Origin of the sequence: Microbacterium sp. 22242, assembly GCF_052045495.1 — a bacterium.
Taxonomy (GTDB): Bacteria; Actinomycetota; Actinomycetes; order Actinomycetales; family Microbacteriaceae; genus Microbacterium.
This window is the reverse complement of record NZ_JBQEOZ010000010.1, coordinates 62,260-78,184: the sequence shown is the minus strand read 5'-3', so window position 1 is coordinate 78,184 and position 15,925 is coordinate 62,260. Positions and strand designations below refer to the sequence as shown.

Below are 15,925 nucleotides of genomic sequence, written 5' to 3'. Positions count from 1 at the left end.
GACTACGACGGATTCCGCTGCTCCGGAAGAACTCCGCGGAACGGATTTGGGCTGTGCCGCCGCGTGCCGTAAGCTTTCCCTTTGGTGTGGTCACTGCTGGCCGCACCTGCGAACGTGAGCCCTCCACTGGCGTGTTCACCTGATCCGGTTCCCCGGGCCCTTCGACAGGCTCAGGGAGCGGAGCGGAGAACCACCCCGGAGTGGGATTCACGAACTCCTCCGTTCGAACAAGAAAGCAGCACTATCGTGACGCGCACTTACACCCCGAAGGCCGGGCAGGTCCAGCGTGACTGGGTCGTCATCGACGCCACCGACGTCGTTCTCGGTCGCCTCGCCTCGCACGCCGCAGCGCTCCTGCGCGGCAAGCACAAGGCCACCTTCGCCAACCACATCGACTCGGGTGACTTCGTCATCATCGTGAACGCCGACAAGGTCGCGCTCACCGGTCAGAAGCTCCAGAAGAAGATCGCCTACCGCCACTCGGGCTACCCGGGCGGGCTCAAGGCCGTCGCCTACTCCGAGCTGCTCGAGAAGAACCCGGTCCGCGCCGTGGAGAAGGCCATCCGCGGCATGCTCCCGAAGAACAGCCTGGGCCGCCAGCAGCTGGCCAAGCTCAAGGTCTACACCGGCTCCGAGCACCCGCACGCCGCTCAGCAGCCGAAGACGTACACCCTCGACCAGGTCGCCCAGTAAGCGCCGTTTACGAATAAGGACATACTCGTGGCTGACATCCAGGACACCACCGACTTCCCGCAGAGCTTCTCCACCTCGTCCCCCGAGGCCGAGGCCGAGACCACTGCTCCCCGCCCCGTGCTCAGCGTCCCCGGCGCTGCCGTGGGTCGCCGCAAGCAGGCCATCGCCCGCGTGCGCCTCATCCCCGGCGCCGGCACCATCACGGTGAACGGCCGCACGCTCGAGGACTACTTCCCGAACAAGCTGCACCAGCAGCTGATCAACGACCCGTTCACGGTGCTCAGCCTCGCAGGCGCCTACGACGTGATCGCGCGCATCTCCGGCGGCGGCCCCTCGGGCCAGGCCGGTGCGCTGCGCCTCGGCATCGCCCGTGCGCTGAACGAGATCGACGCCGAGAACAACCGCCCGACCCTGAAGAAGGCCGGCTTCCTCTCGCGCGACGCCCGCGTCAAGGAGCGCAAGAAGGCTGGACTCAAGAAGGCCCGCAAGGCGCCGCAGTACTCGAAGCGCTAAGCCCGACAGTCCCTCTATGGCTCTGTTCGGTACCGACGGGGTGAGGGGGCTGGCCAACGGCCCCCTCACCGCCGATATCGCGCTCACCCTGGCCCAGGCGACAGCTGTCGTCCTGGGCCAGGGCCGTATTGCCGAGGCTCGCAAGACCGCCGGCAAGAAGCTGACCGCCGTGGTCGCGCGCGACCCGCGCATCTCCGGGCACTTCCTCAGCGCCGCCGTCGAGGCGGGTCTCGCCTCCTCCGGCGTGGACGTGCTCGACGCGGGCACTCTGCCCACCCCGGCGACCGCGTTCCTCATCGCCGACATCGACGCCGACTTCGGCGTGATGATCTCGGCGTCGCACAACCCGGCGCCCGACAACGGCATCAAGATCTTCGCCCGCGGCGGCGTGAAGCTGCCCGACATCGTCGAGCGGCGCATCGAAGAGGCCATGGACGGCGAGAAGCTGCGTCCCACGGGCGCCGACGTCGGCCGTGTGAGCCGTTTCTCCGACGCCGAAGACCGCTACATCATGCACCTGCTGACGTCGCTGCCGCACCGCCTCGACGGCATCCACGTCGTGCTCGACTGCGCGCACGGCGCCGCGTCCGGCGCCTCCCCCGAGGCGTTCCGCAATGCAGGCGCCCGGGTCACCGTGATCGGTGCGGATCCGGACGGGATCAACATCAACGACGGCGTCGGATCCACGCATCTCGACAAGCTCGCGGCCGAGGTCCTGCGCGTGGGCGCCGACGTCGGCATCGCGCACGACGGCGACGCGGACCGCTGCCTCGCGGTCGATGCCGACGGAAAGGTCGTCGACGGCGACCAGATCATGGCCATCCTCGCGGTCGCGATGAAGCAGCGCGGACGTCTGGTGCAGGACACCCTCGTCGCCACCGTGATGAGCAACCTCGGCCTGCACGTCGCCATGCGCGAGCAGGGCATCACCGTGCGGCAGACCGCGGTGGGCGACCGCTACGTGCTCGAGGACATGACCGCCGGCGGCTACTCGCTCGGCGGCGAGCAGTCCGGCCACGTCATCATGAGCGACTTCGCGACCACCGGCGACGGCGTGCTCACGGGTCTGCACCTGGTCGCCGAGATGGCGCGCCAGAAGAAGACCATGGCCGAGCTCGCCTCGATCATGACCGTGTATCCGCAGAAGCTCGTGAACGTCAAGGGCGTCGACCGCACCCGCACCGACGACGAGCACGTGCAGAAGGCCGTCCGCGTGGTGCAGGCCGAGCTCGGCGACACCGGCCGGGTGCTGCTGCGCCCCTCGGGCACCGAGCAGCTCGTCCGCGTGATGGTCGAGGCCGCCGATGAGGCGACGGCGCACGGGTACGCGCACCAGCTCGCCGAGGTCGTCCGTGAGCGCCTCGCGCTCTGAGCGAGATGCCTGACGACGCAGCCGGGGCAGCGCCGGCGCACGCTCGCGTGCGCCGGGTGCTGGTCTGGATGCTCGTCTACGCGATCGTCGTCGCCATCATCGTCTTCTGGCCGCAGCCGTTCCTGTCGGTCTTCGACCCCTGGATCCGGAAGGCGTCGGTGGAGCTCCCCGCGCTCACGCTGCCCCGGGTCGAGTTCGCAGCCAACATCGCCATGTTCGTCCCGCTCGGCATGTTCCTGGCGGTCCTGCTCCCCCGGCGCCGCTACCTCGTCGCACCCATCGGGTTCGTCACCACGATCATGATCGAGTCGGTGCAAGGGCTGTTCCTCTCGTCGCGCAGCGCGACCGTCGCCGACGTCCTCGCGAACACCACGGGCGCCTGCCTGGGCTTGCTCATCATCGAGATCGTCGAGGCGGTCCGCCGCCGAAAGAGGCCCTCCAGCCCCTGATCCGCATTCCGATATTCCGCGGTCTGGATTCTTCGGACCGCGTGGGGCTAGGATGACCACGTCGCACACCTTTGGGAGGTGTACGAACCGACTCGGTGGAGCAGAACCCGAAACCTGCGGACACCGATCGTGGGGAGTCGCGGCCTTGGGAGGCCTCGGCTCCAGTGGGACAAGGGTGGCAGTGGTGCCATCCACCGTTGTGGGAACGGTTACTTGGGGAGTGCTGGGGAGTGTCTGGAAAAGTCGATTTCGTGGCGACGGCGCGTACCGTCGCGCTGTGGCGCCGCGCTTATGCGAGGCGTCTCGCTGTCACCGATACCCTGGTCGTCTGCGCGACGGTGACGTTCGCGCAGGTCGTCAGATTCGGCTTCGGGGACTCCCGCGTCGTCGCGCCAAGTCTCGTGAACGCCGAGCTCGAGTACTCGCTGTTCTCCGTGGGGCTCGCCCTCTTCTGGCTGCTCGCGCTGCGCCTCCTGGGCTCGCGGAATGCGAAGGTCATCGGCGGCGGGACACTCGAGTACAAGCGTGTGGCCGACGCCACCATCTGGCTGTTCGGAGCGCTCGCGATCCTCGCGTTCGGGTTCCAGCTGCAGATCGCGCGAGGGTACGTGCTGATCGCGTTCCCGATCGGGCTCGGCCTGCTGTTCCTGGGCCGGTGGCGCTGGCGGCGGTGGCTGCTGCACCAGCGCGCGTTCGGACGCTGCACGCACCACGCTGTTCTGCTCGGTGAGCGTGAGAAGTCGCGCCACGTCGGGGCGTCCATCCTCCGCGAGCCCGGCCTCGGTTTCGAGCTGTTGGGCGCCGTGACCGAGTACGGAACCGACAGGGACCTCCTGCCCGGCGTGCCGGTGCTCGCCGGCTTCGAGAACGCTCTCGAGGTGGTGCTCGCCAGCGGGGCGGACACGGTCGTGTACAGCGGATCCGATCGCATGTCCCCCGAAGCTCTGCAGGAGTTCGGTTGGGAATTGGAGGCCGCGCAGATCGAGCTGCTCGTCGCCCCCGCGCTCACGGGGATCGCGGGTCCCCGCGTGCACTCGATTCCGGCCCCCGGCCTTCCGCTGATCCAGGTCGACTACCCCACGTTCGAGGGAGCGAAGTACGTCGCCAAGCGCACCCTCGACATCGTGGGCTCGGTCTTCGGCCTCATCGTCCTGAGTCCGATCTTCGCGGCCCTCGCCCTCCTGGTGCGTCAGGACGGAGGTCGAGCCCTGTTCCGGCAGCAGCGCATCGGTGCCGACGGACGGCGATTCGAGATGCTCAAGTTCCGCACCATGGTCGTGAACGCGGAGGATCAGCTGCCGTCCCTGCTCGACCGGAGCGATGGCAACGCCGTGCTGTTCAAGATGAGGAACGATCCGCGGGTGACGCCGGTGGGCCGCGCTCTGCGGCGGCACAGCCTCGACGAGCTGCCGCAGCTGATCAACGTGCTGCGCGGGAACATGTCCCTCGTCGGTCCGCGGCCTCCGCTCATCTCGGAGATGGAGCGCTACGACCATCGCATGCAGCGCCGATTCCTCGTCCGCCCCGGCATCACGGGCCTCTGGCAGGTCAACGGACGGTCCGACCTGTCCTGGGATGACAGCGTGCGCCTCGACCTCTTCTACGTGGAGAACTGGTCGCTGACCGGTGACCTCGTCATCCTCTGGCGCACGCTGCGGGTCGTCTTCACCGGCGCCGGGGCCTACTGAAGTCGACGGGCTGCGACGTGACCGGGCTCATCGTCACCGAATGGATCGAGCCGTCGGGAGGGGCGGAGCGCGTCCTCGACTCCATGGGCGAGGCCTTCGGGGACGCGGAGATCTTCTGCCTGTGGGATGACGCCCCCGGGCGGTTCGCAGCGGGGCGGGTCTCCGAGTCCTGGCTCTCACGGACCCCGCTGCGCAAGCACAAGGCCGCATCGCTGCCGCTGCTGGATCCGACCTGGCGCCGCGTTCCTGTGCGGGACGATCTCGAGTGGGTGCTGGCCAGTTCGTACGTGTTCGCACATCACGTGCGCGTGCCGGATCCGTCCGTGCCGAAGTTCGTCTATGCGCACAGCCCCGCCCGCTACCTCTGGGATCCGGAATCGGACGAGCGCGGCAGGCATGCGCTGGTGCGCGCGGCCTCACCGCTGTTCCGCCGAATCGATCGACGGCGCGCTCAGGAGGCCACGACGATCGCGGCGAACAGCCGGTTCGTCCGCGACCGGATCGCCCGAGCGTGGCAGAGAGACGCGACGGTCATCCACCCGCCCGTTGCCGTCGACGCCATCCGGGCGCAGTCCGACTGGCGCACTGAGGTCGTCGACGCCGACGAGCGCCGCATCCTCGAACGACTGCCCGAGACGTTCATCATGGGGGCCTCGCGGTTCACCCCGTACAAGGCGCTGGATCGCGTCATCGCCGCAGCCGACCGCGTGGGCCTGCCCGTCGTCATCGTCGGGCGGGGGCCGGACGAGATGAGGCTGCGGGCGCGCGCGGAGGAGGTCGGCGTTCCCGTCGAGTTCGTGATCGGGCCTTCGGACGCGCTCATGTACGCCCTCATGCAGCAGAGCGCCGTCTTCGTGTTTCCGCCGATCGAGGACTTCGGAATCGTCCCCGTCGAGGCACAGGCGGCCGGCACTCCCGTCGTCACCGGGCCGGTCGGCGGGCAGCTGGAGGCGATCGTGCCCGGCGTCTCGGGGGTGATCGCGGCTTCCACGGAACCGGGCGATCTGGCCGCCGGGGTCGAGGCCGCGCTACGCCTCGATCCGTTCGACTCGGAACTGCTGAGCGAGCGGTTCGGTGCAGACCGGTTCGCCCGCGAACTGAGGGACTTCGTACATATTCGATGACGCCCGGACGAGCCCCGGCCCTACTTGCAGGTCGGCTCGACGGTGGTCGGCGTCGCCCGGGACATCGGCGTCGTCCAGACGGTGAGCGGGCCGCCAGGCCCCGGCGCCTTGAACTCGACCTTCACCGTATGCGCATCCGCGAAATGACTGAAGACCTCGATCTTCACCGCGGGACGGCCGAGGTGTTCTCCCTGGCTGAGGATGTGGGCGGGCTGCCCGTCGATGGTGATGCTGGAAAGGGAACCGCCGGCCGGCCCGTAGAACACGGCATAGCTGCTGATGTCCCCGGCCGCGAAGTACGGGCCCTTGATGTAGGGCGGCAGGCTGGCCGCCTTGTCTTCGGTCAGGCTCGACGTCAGCGTCATCGTGCCCTTGACGATCTGATCGGTGCGGCACGCGTCGATCTTCATGTCGAGGTAGTAGCTCTTCTTCGAACCGGTGTTGTCGTTCAGGTAGACGCCGAGAACGCTCTGATCCTTGTCCGTCGTGGGCATGATGCCGCTCATCCGGGAGTTGTCGACCAGCTTGGTCTGCTGCGGGTCGTTGCTCACGTAGAGGAGTCGCCCCTCGTCGGACGCTCGGAACAGGGCCTGGATCAGCTTCACCGGCGACGCCTTGCCCGAGGTGACGGCGGAGAAGATCGTGTCGGCCGCAGAGGCGAAGAAGGCGTCCTGTTCAAGCCCGGTCGGATACTTGACGTACACCTGGTTGAGCAGCAGCGGCACCGCGTTCTGCGCAGTGAGTTGATCGCCTGTCGCGAGTGTTACCGGACCGGTCGCCTCCAGGATGTAGGAGAGCGTCACCGGGTCGATCGACAGCACGGCGTCGAAGTTCGTGCCGATGTCGCTCGCCCACCAGGCGCGCAGGATCCGCACGGCGTCCGGCAGATTCGGCACCATCGTGAAGTCGGGCGTGTACCGGCCGATCTTGTCGCCGAAGATGTTGGCGGCCTGAGGATCAAGATCGGTGACGGGATCAGGCCGGCCCTGGCGCTTGAAGTCCGAGCTGCTCACAACCGTGCCGCGGGTTATCGTGCCGTTGTCGACTGTGATCGGCAGGAACTGCGCGGCGTTGCCGCCGAGGCTCCGCGCCTCGGAGTTCCCCTGGAACATCAGCAGGTACGTGCGGGGGCCCTTCGCCCCGAGCGCATCCGGCAGGACGCTCAGCACCTCCCGCGCCGTCTTCATGGTGGGCCCGAGCTTGGTCAGCTCCGTGTCGAGCTTGGTCACGCCGTCGGCGACGGGGCCGACGAGCGGGGCCTTGTCGACCTTGCGGAGATCGGTGATCGCCTTCTGGATCCCCGCATCGACGGAATCGAAGGTCTTCGAGAGCGCGGTGATCGACGCGGGGTCGATCCGGCCGCCGGCGATGTTCAGATCGCTCAGCTTCACGCTCGCAGCCGGCCGCACGACGTCCTTGGCCAGCCCATCCGTCACCTCGGCGACGGTGCGGACCGCCGAGAGATTGGAGCCGACCACGGGGAGCTTCTCCGCGAAGCTCCACTGCCATCCCTTGGTCGCGGTAACCGCCGCCGACGTCTGGGCCGAGACGACGCCGGAACTCTTCGCCGCCGCGTCGAGGTCACCGGCGATCACGGACTTCTGCACCTGCTGCACGCCGGTCATCGCGGCCTCGAGATGACCGCGGGCGGACATCGCCTTGTCGTACACCTGCTTGCCGATGATCCCGCCGGCCACCGCCAGCACGACGAGCAGGAGGAACACACCGCCCACGACCCAGGGCCAGGTCCGACGGCGCCGAGGCTTCGATCCGACGTGCTCCGCCTTCTGCTCGCGGAGTTCACGGCGCGAGGGGGGCGTGCTGCTCATGCACCCATCCAATCATCACCGGCAACGCGTTCCGCCCGCGTACTCACAGCCAGCGGATCTAGCCGATCTTCACCGCGTCCATCAGCCGGGCCGATTCCAGCGCGGCCTCGACCACGGCGAGCGTGCGCAGTCCCTGCTCCATCGTCACCACGTCAGAACGCTCTCCCAGGACCGCATCGCGGAAGGCCTCGTGCTCCACGCGGAGCGGCTCGCGCTTGGTGAACGCGTACCGGATGACGTCGCCTTCCGAGACGCCGCGGAAGCTCGACACCGACTCCCACTCGAGCGGTATCGTGCCGTTCGCGAAGAACGTGAGGTCGCCGGTCGCGGTGTCGGCGACGAACGCCCCCTTCTCCCCCGTGACGACCGTCACCCGCTCCTTCATCGGGCTCAGCCAGTTCACGATGTTGTTCACGATCACGCCGCTCTCGGTGCGTCCCGTGATCGTGATCATGTCCTCGTGCTCACGGCCGCTCTTGAACGCCGTCTGCGCGAACACCCGCTCGTAGTCGGACTGGACGACCCACGCCGTCAGGTCGACGTCGTGCGAGGCGAGGTCCTTCCCGACCCCGACGTCCGCGATCCGGGACGGGAAAGGGCCCTGACGTCGCGTGACCACCTGGTAGACCGCGCCCAGCTCCCCCGCTTCGAGTCGCCGGCGAAGCTCCTGCAGGGCGGGATTGAAGCGCTCGATGTGCCCGACCGCGCCGACAAGACCCGCCTGCGCGAAAGCGTCGACCATACGGCGTCCCGCATCGAGAGTGTGCGCGATCGGCTTCTCCACGAGAGCGTGCACGCCTGCTGCGGCGAGCTTGAGCGCCGCCTCCTCGTGGAATCGGGTCGGCACCGCGACGACGGCGGTGTCCAGGCCTGCCTCGATCAGCGCGTCGATGTCGGGCAGGATCTCCAGTTCGCCCGCGACACCGTGAGGATCCCCGCCGGGATCCGCGATCGCGACGAGCTCGACGCCATCGATCTCACGCAAGACGCGAGCATGGTGGCGCCCCATCATGCCGACGCCTAGCAGGCCAGCGCGCAGGGCCATCAGGCGCCTGCCCCGGCGATGGCGTTCACGGCGACCACGATGCGCTCGAGGTCGTTCTGCGACAGCGACGGGTGCACCGGCAACGAGACGACCTCGCGAGCCGCTCGCTCGGTTTCCGGCAGCTCCACTCCTGGCGCGAACCGCGTCAACGACGGCAGGCGGTGGTTGGGGATGGGATAGTAGACGCCCGCCCCCACGCTGTGCTCCTCCTTGAGCGCCTTCACGAAGCCGTCCCGGTCCTCTGGAACGCGGATCGTGTACTGGTGGTAGACGTGCACAGCGGCGTCGGCGACCGGCGGGACGACCACGCCGCGCAGGTTCGCGTCGAAGAAGGCCGCGTTGTCCTGACGCGTCTTCGTCCACGCATCGACCTTCGTCAGCTGCACGCGGCCGATCGCGGCGTGGATGTCGGTCATGCGCGCGTTGAAGCCGATGACCTCGTTCTCGTACTGCCGCTCCATACCCTGGTTCCGCAGCAGCTTGACCATCCGTGCGATCTCGTCGGTCGCGGTCGAGACCATCCCGCCTTCGCCACTGGTCATGTTCTTGGTCGGGTACAGGCTGAACATGGCGAACTCGCCGAATGTTCCGACCGGGCGTCCGTCCAGCGAGGCGCCGTGCGCCTGTGCCGCGTCCTCGTACAGAGCGACGCCGCGCTCCGTGGCAAGCGCCTCCAGCTCGCGCATGCGCGCCGGGTGCCCGTAGAGATGGACCGGCAGCACGCCCTTCGTCTTCGACGTGATCGCTGCGGCGACCGCCTCGGGGTCGAGTGTGAACGTGTCCGGTTCGATGTCGACGAAAACGGGAGTCGCGCCCGTGAGCGCGACCGAGTTCCCGGTCGCGGCGAACGTGAACGACGGCACGATGACCTCGTCGCCGGGACCGACCCCCGCGGCGAGCAGGCCGAGGTGCAGGCCCGCGGTTCCGGAGTTCACCGCGACGGCCGGACGCCCCTGCACGAAGTGCGCGGAGAACTCGGCCTCGAAGGCGGCGACCTCGGGCCCCTGCGCGACCATGCCGCTGCGGAGAACTCGATCGACGGCTTCACGCTCGTCGTCGCCGATGATCGGCTTGGCGGGGGGAATGAAGTCGCTCACGCGTTCTCCTTCGTCAGGGTGCCGTTCTGCTCACGGTAAGTGCTGCCGTTCTGGGGACAGATCCAGGTGCCGGCCTCATCGCCCGCAGTCAGGGGCACGCCGGCCTCTCCGACCCACCCGATGCGCTTCGCTGGGACTCCCGCGACGAGGGCGTAGTCGGGGACGTCCTTGACGACGACCGCACCCGCGGCCACGGTCGCCCACGCGCCGATCGTCACCGGGGCCACGCACGTGGCCCGTGCTCCGATGGCCGCGCCTCTCCCGATCGTCACACCGACCGGTTCCCAGTCATGCGCGCTCTTGAGCGTTCCGTCCGCATTGATCGCCCGCGGATAGGTGTCGTTGGTGAGGACAACCGCAGGGCCGATGAAGACGCCATCCGCGAGACGTGCCGGCTCATAGACGAGCGCGTAGTTCTGCACCTTGCAGTTGTCGCCCATCACGACGCCCGTGCCGACATACGCGCCTCTGCCGATGATGCAGTTCTCGCCCAGCCGGGCCCGTTCACGCACCTGGGCGAGGTGCCAGATGGACGACCCCGCTCCGATCTCGGCGTCATCCGATACGTCTGCGGACTCCACGATCCGCACCTCAGTTCGTTCGGTCATTCTGCAGCGCCCCCGTTCGATGAAATGCCGGAAGTCAGGCGGATCCGACGACGATCCGAGGCGTGCCGGCCCAGAGCGCGGCATCGCTCGCCGCGCGCCCGTCGACGAGCAGCTTCACCCCGGGGATCTGGGCCGGCGACAGCGCGCGATAGTCGGCGTGATCGGTCTGCAGCACCGCGACATCCGCCGCCTCACCGATCGCGAAGGGCTCGAGACCCAGCGTGCGCAGCTCGTCGTCCGTGTACAGCGGATCATGCACGCGGACGTCGGCACCGCGCTGGCGCAGCGCCTGTACCGTCGGGAAGACTCCCGAGAACGCCGTCTCCTTCACGCCGCCGCGGTAGGCCGCTCCCAGCACGACGGCCGTCAGGCCGGAGAGCGAACCGAGAATCGTCTCCGCCTGGGCGACGAGTCGTTCCGGCATCGATGCATTGAGCTGTCGTGCCGTGCGCACGATGTCCGCATCCGGGTCGGTCGACAGATATAGGCGCGGGTACACCGGGATGCAGTGTCCGCCCACGGCGATGCCGGGACGATGGATGTGACTGTACGGCTGCGAGTTGCAGGCCTCGATCACCTTGTAGACGTCGATCCCGTTGGCCGCGGCGAACAGCCCGAACTGGTTCGCGAGGCCGATGTTCACGTCGCGATAGGTCGTCTCGGCAAGCTTCGCCATCTCGGACGCTTCCGTCGTCCCCAGGTCCCACACGCCGTTAGGACGCGGCAGGTCGGAACGCTCGTCGAACTGGAGCACCGCCTCGTAGAACTCGCGTGCACGCCGAGTGCCCTCCGGCGAGAGCGCGCCGATCAGCTTGGGGTACTTGCGCAAGTCTTCGAACACCCGCCCGGTGAGCACCCGCTCCGGGGAGTACGCGACGTGGAAGTCGACACCCTCGGTCAGCCCTGAACCCGCCTCGAGCATGGGCTTCCAGCGGTTGCGCGTGGTCCCGACGGGCAGCGTGGTCTCATAGGAGACGAGAGTGCCCGGGGTCAGGTGCTCCGCGAGTGACGCCGTCGCCGCGTCCATGTATTTGAAGTCGGGTTCCCAGGTCTCGTCGTTGACGAAGACCGGGGCGACCAGAACGACCGCGTCGGCGCCGGGAATCGCCTTCGCGTAGTCGGTGGTCGCGCGAAGGCGACCCGAAGGGATCAGTTCCGCGAGCTTCTCCTGCAGGTGCGCCTCGCCGGGAAACGGCTCCTGCCCCGCGTTGATCGTGTCAACGGCCTTCTGGTTGACGTCGACACCGATCACGTCATGGCCCGATGAAGCGAACTGGACAGCGAGGGGAAGCCCGATCTTTCCCAGGGCCACGACGGCGATACGCATGGGCTATAGCTTAGCGAGAGCCGGAAGCCCCAGCCGGACGGCCCGGGGCGAAACCCGGTGGTGACACTATTCGGGACGCTCTCGCCCGAATTGGAGTGCGGCCGCGAGAACCCGACGAACGCGAGCCCCTGCGGTGTCCTCGATCGACTCTTCGCCTGCAGCGCCGGCTCCTTCGATCATCCGCCTGCTGGGCCAGACCAGGCGGAAGAGCACTCGCGGCCGATCGCGCCACCGAACGAGGCATAGCGCCTTCGCATGTCGTCGAGTCGCGGACGTTGTCGAGCGCCATGGCCAGTCGGAAGGCATGCGGGCCTCCGATAGATCGATCTCCTCGTCAGGAAAAGCCTCCTGTAACAGCTCTCCGAGTACGAACTCGGCCCCGAGATCTCGAGTGACATCAACAGTGGCCGCCCCCCCCGACATCAATGCGCGCAGGGCATTTTCCCGCTGAGAGGGTCCAGGCGGGCTCCCAACGATCGGCCTCATCTCGTGAAGGGCGAAGAGCACGGCATGCACAGGCTTCGACGGAGTACGAACAGCAGTCCCTGCGAACGTCCGTTGCTCGGCCGTTTCCACAACGAGTTCGAAAGCTGCGGGTGCCGCGATGGTCGATCCGGGGAACCGCGTGTGCACGTCGATGGCACATCCCCACGCTCCGGCCGCGAGTGTCAGAGAGTGAGAGATGCTGGTGCCTGTGAACGCCGTGTAGCACGGTGTCCATCCCCACTCCCGCATGGCCTCGGCGAGGACGACATCCTGGCCAGGCAGAACCCAGCAATCAACATCTCCCGAGTGCTCCCGGACCCGTAGCCCCTGGCGATGAAGAGTCGGCCCCTTGAGGAAGATCGGCTCGATGCCATGCTGCCGAGCGACATGCGCGATGAGCGCGTACACCAGTTCGTGCAACGCGGAAGTCAGCCATGGTTTGCTCGCACGAGCCGATATGCCGGCGTCGACGTCCGTCACGAGAGCCATCTGAGCGAGTTCGCGCAGCGTTGCCCGCTCATCGGCATCAAGGTCGCCGTCGTCGGCGGGCTTCTCGGCGAGCCGCCGCCACATCTCGGCGCCGTCTCCCCACAGGAATCTGGGCGCGCCAGGAGCACCTGGGATCAACGCGAGTTCGTACCCCTGCTCCGCGAACTCATGATCGGCAAGATCAAGTGCACCGAAGCCACCTGCGACCCAGATCGCCACGCTGCCGCCCCTCCTACTAGCATCACGTCACACGCCTTCGGCCTCTCTGCAGCAGCGAAGCCAAGCTCAAACAAAAACCTATCGCTAAGCGCAGGGGCCGCGGCCGGCGCCGCGTAGGGGCTCCTGCAGCAGGCTTGTCCGACGACCGAGGCCGGACGATGAAGCATCCCGCCGGTCGAGCGCCACTGACTCGCGCGCGTGGCACGGCTCGGACATGCGCTGTACTTTGGGATGAGAACACGGGCTGCGTACTGGCGTTCTTCGCGTCGCCAAGGGGCGAGACCGCGACATCCGCGACAGAGACGAGCAACGATTGACCCGCGCGAACGCTGGTGATGGCCCGAGCTCCGGTATTGCTTCTCCAGGGATCCGCCGATTCCTGCGTTACGGGATCGCTTACCCGATCGCGCTCGCCCTCTATGCGTACGTCATGCACTGGGTATACGCGAGTCTGATCAGCCCGGCGTTCGGCTATCTCGGCAACAAGTACCAGCCTGCTCCGTTCTCCTCCCATGTCGTAACGTTCTTCATCGCTCTTTTCACCGCATACGCGTTGCCCCGCTCGCTCAAGCGCCCCTCGTCGATGTTGCTGTGGATCATTTACGCGGTGGCGGCGGTGCCCACGATCTTCATGACGACGTACACGACATATCTCGCCGGGGGCGAAGACCTGGCATTCAGCGCGTTGGTCGGTGGCTCGATGATCGCTGCGGCCCTGATCCAGAACAGAAGTCCAAGACCGTGGAGGTTGCCGAAAGTCTCTTCGACATCCATCACGCTCTTCATCGCCGTGTTCTCCATCGTGACGTACGCGTCGATCATCGCGACCAAGGGACTCAACACAAACTTCCTCGCGTTCGCCGATGTCTATGGAGTCAGGGCCGATTTCGCGGATCAAGTGGACGAGGTGGGGATACTCGGGTACCTCGTCCCGATACAGGCGAACGTGATCAACGCCTATATCTTCGCGGCTGGAATCGCCCGTCGCAGGGTCCTCTTCCTCGCGATCGCGATCATCGGCCAGCTGCTGCTCTACACCACCACCGGATCCAAGGGAATGTTCTTCGCGATCCTCACGTGGCTTCTGATGTTCCTTCTTCTCCGACGGCGCCAGGGGAACGCACTCGGGATCACTTTCATTTTCGGCGCGGCCGGCGTGATGGTGGTGTCTACAATCATCGACACGCTGACGGCGAGTTCGACCTGGACTTCGTTCTTCTCGAGACGAGTGATCACTGTTCCAGGAGCACTCAGCTCCGCGTACTTCCGCTTCTACTCGGACAACCCGCAGGCTCACCTCGGTTATTCGCTCTTGGCGCCGTTCATGAAGTACCCGTACGATCTGCGCCCGCCCTATGTCATCGGCAACTTCATCGCCCACCTGCCGTCGATGGCTGCCAGCGCGAACCTCTTCGCCGACGGTTACTCGAATTTCGGCTGGGCAGGCGTGCTCGCCTCGACACTGATCCTCGGGGTCTATCTCCGCTTCCTCGACCGAGCGACGTTCGGGTGGCCGCCCTACTTCGTTGGCATCGTCATGGTCTCGCCCGCTATCGCCGTCACGAACGCGTCGATCCTGACATCGTTGACCACTCACGGACTGCTGGCGGCGTTGCTGTTGCTCGCCGTCTCGCCGCTGGTCACCTCGAAGTCGTCAGGCGAACCCGACCTGGCCGAGCGGCGGATGACAAAGCCATCTCAGTCACGCAGCAGGTAACGCGTCACATCGCGTCACGCGGCACGACCGCCGTCTCGTTGGCGCGCACGAGACGCCAACCGTATCCCCACAGCAACACGTACCCCAGCGTCTGAGCGATGCTGAGAACCCACGCCGACTCCACCAGCGAAAGTCCGTAGGCGTGCGCAATGGCCCATGCCCCGAGGACAACCGCGACGCGGATGATGTCCACGATCGCGGTCGCTCGTGACTGATACACCGTGTAAACCTGACTCAGCGGCGAGCCGACAAGCCCGGCGGCCGCAACCAGGGACAGCGCTTGCGCCAACGGCACGGTGCGGGACCAGTCGCTTCCAAGGAACACGGGCAGAAGCGGTGCCAAGCCGACGATCGCGATGCCCACCACAATCGCGACAGCCCCGAGTCGGATCGTGGTCGAGCGGTAGATCTCGCGAGCCCCGGCACGCCGCTCACGAAGAAGCTGGGCGAGCTCCGCACCGAGGACCTGGGCGACCGACGCGCCGAGCAGGGTCGCCGGGAGAGTCACGAGCCTTTGCGCCATGCCGTACTCACCCGTCGCCGCATCGCCGAAGGCAGCCGCGATGAGAAGCAACGGCAAGTTACTGCCGAACGAGTTGATCAGGGCGGCCGCTGTCAGCGACGTGGGGAGGCGGACGTACTCGCGAAGGGTCTCGCGATAGCTGCCGCTGTCCGGAGCTTTGAGTAGTGGCTTTGTCGCCTTGATCAACGGAAGAAACCCGAATAGACGCCCGAACAGGAAGCCCGCTGTAAGGCCCACCTGCAGTGCTCCGATGACACCCAGCCCCAATTGAGCGGCGGCGGTGCCCAGCGACTGGAACAGAGGGCGCTTGGCGACGACGCCGTACGAGCGCTCTCGGAGAGCCGCCTGCGTCAACACGGTGAACAGAGATGTCGCAAGCACCAGCGCGCCGCCCCACAGGGGCGCCCAAGGCACCAGCGCCCAACTGCGCCCGAGGGATGTGAAACTCAAGAGCCAGATCCCGACGCCGGTGGCGACCGCGACCGCGGCCGAACTGACCATCGCCATCCGCAGCAGGCGACGCGCTTGGCTCTCGTCCGCCGGTAACACGATCCCCACATCGAACTTCAGGGCTGCGGCCGGACCGATCACCGAGGTGGCGGCGACCAACGCGCTGAAAGCGCCGAAAGCGGCTGCACCGTAGAGTCGGGCGATGAACGGGGTCGATGCGACGAGAATGATCTGCCCCAAGGCGGCGCCCGTGACAAGCGCGAGAAGTCCGCGCCCGACGCGTCCTGGCATGTTCT

14 protein-coding genes are annotated in these 15,925 nt (G+C 67.1%); 7 read left to right on the top strand and 7 right to left on the bottom strand.

The window, feature by feature from the left end; all coding sequences use genetic code 11:
• The first annotated feature begins 246 nt into the window (after window positions 1–246).
• From rplM to ACTJJZ_RS12235, 6 genes are all read left to right on the top strand, one after another.
• The gene (gene rplM / locus ACTJJZ_RS12260) at window positions 247–693 is read left to right on the top strand and encodes a 50S ribosomal protein L13 (protein ID WP_091742431.1); all 447 of its coding nucleotides are present in this window, start codon (window positions 247–249) and stop codon (window positions 691–693) included.
• Between the two features lie 27 nt (window positions 694–720).
• Window positions 721–1,206 carry a 30S ribosomal protein S9 gene (rpsI, locus tag ACTJJZ_RS12255; RefSeq protein ID WP_440721466.1) on the top strand — a complete coding sequence of 162 codons (486 nt, stop codon included), beginning with the start codon at window positions 721–723 and terminating at the stop codon, window positions 1,204–1,206.
• A 16-nt stretch (window positions 1,207–1,222) separates the two neighbouring features.
• Entirely contained in the window at window positions 1,223–2,578 is a 1,356-nt protein-coding gene (gene glmM / locus ACTJJZ_RS12250; RefSeq protein ID WP_440721465.1) for a phosphoglucosamine mutase, read from the top strand.
• 5 nt (window positions 2,579–2,583) lie between these two features.
• Window positions 2,584–3,027 carry a VanZ family protein gene (locus ACTJJZ_RS12245; protein WP_440721464.1) on the top strand — a complete coding sequence of 148 codons (444 nt, stop codon included), beginning with the start codon at window positions 2,584–2,586 and terminating at the stop codon, window positions 3,025–3,027.
• A gap of 251 nt (window positions 3,028–3,278) precedes the next feature.
• Window positions 3,279–4,715 carry a sugar transferase gene (locus ACTJJZ_RS12240; protein WP_440721463.1) on the top strand — a complete coding sequence of 479 codons (1,437 nt, stop codon included), beginning with the start codon at window positions 3,279–3,281 and terminating at the stop codon, window positions 4,713–4,715.
• A 17-nt stretch (window positions 4,716–4,732) separates the two neighbouring features.
• A complete protein-coding gene (locus ACTJJZ_RS12235; RefSeq protein ID WP_440721462.1) occupies window positions 4,733–5,839 on the top strand; it encodes a glycosyltransferase in 1,107 nt (368 codons plus the stop codon).
• A 20-nt stretch (window positions 5,840–5,859) separates the two neighbouring features.
• On the opposite strand, the gene ACTJJZ_RS12230 is transcribed toward ACTJJZ_RS12235, so the two are convergent.
• From ACTJJZ_RS12230 to ACTJJZ_RS12205, 6 genes are all read right to left on the bottom strand, one after another.
• Entirely contained in the window at window positions 5,860–7,668 is a 1,809-nt protein-coding gene (locus ACTJJZ_RS12230) for a DUF4012 domain-containing protein (RefSeq protein ID WP_440721461.1), read from the bottom strand.
• Between the two features lie 58 nt (window positions 7,669–7,726).
• On the bottom strand, window positions 7,727–8,716 hold the full coding sequence (locus ACTJJZ_RS12225) for a Gfo/Idh/MocA family oxidoreductase (RefSeq protein WP_440721516.1): 990 nt from the start codon (window positions 8,714–8,716) through the stop codon (window positions 7,727–7,729).
• Window positions 8,713–9,810: a DegT/DnrJ/EryC1/StrS family aminotransferase gene (locus tag ACTJJZ_RS12220; protein WP_440721460.1), complete on the bottom strand. Its 1,098-nt coding sequence runs from the start codon at window positions 9,808–9,810 to the stop codon at window positions 8,713–8,715. The genes ACTJJZ_RS12225 and ACTJJZ_RS12220 overlap by 4 nt, the downstream gene beginning before the upstream one ends.
• Entirely contained in the window at window positions 9,807–10,418 is a 612-nt protein-coding gene (locus ACTJJZ_RS12215) for a DapH/DapD/GlmU-related protein (RefSeq protein ID WP_440721459.1), read from the bottom strand. The genes ACTJJZ_RS12220 and ACTJJZ_RS12215 overlap by 4 nt, the downstream gene beginning before the upstream one ends.
• A gap of 34 nt (window positions 10,419–10,452) precedes the next feature.
• Entirely contained in the window at window positions 10,453–11,745 is a 1,293-nt protein-coding gene (locus ACTJJZ_RS12210) for a nucleotide sugar dehydrogenase (RefSeq protein ID WP_440721458.1), read from the bottom strand.
• A gap of 66 nt (window positions 11,746–11,811) precedes the next feature.
• Window positions 11,812–12,939, bottom strand: coding sequence for a hypothetical protein (locus ACTJJZ_RS12205; RefSeq protein WP_440721457.1), 1,128 nt, complete (start codon window positions 12,937–12,939; stop codon window positions 11,812–11,814).
• A 313-nt stretch (window positions 12,940–13,252) separates the two neighbouring features.
• Here ACTJJZ_RS12205 and ACTJJZ_RS12200 point away from each other — a divergent pair, with 313 nt between their 5' ends.
• Window positions 13,253–14,656, top strand: coding sequence for a hypothetical protein (locus tag ACTJJZ_RS12200; RefSeq protein WP_440721456.1), 1,404 nt, complete (start codon window positions 13,253–13,255; stop codon window positions 14,654–14,656).
• Between the two features lie 4 nt (window positions 14,657–14,660).
• Here ACTJJZ_RS12200 and ACTJJZ_RS12195 read toward each other — a convergent pair whose 3' ends face one another.
• Window positions 14,661–15,920 carry an oligosaccharide flippase family protein gene (locus ACTJJZ_RS12195; RefSeq protein ID WP_440721455.1) on the bottom strand — a complete coding sequence of 420 codons (1,260 nt, stop codon included), beginning with the start codon at window positions 15,918–15,920 and terminating at the stop codon, window positions 14,661–14,663.
• Window positions 15,921–15,925: the final 5 nt, after the last annotated feature.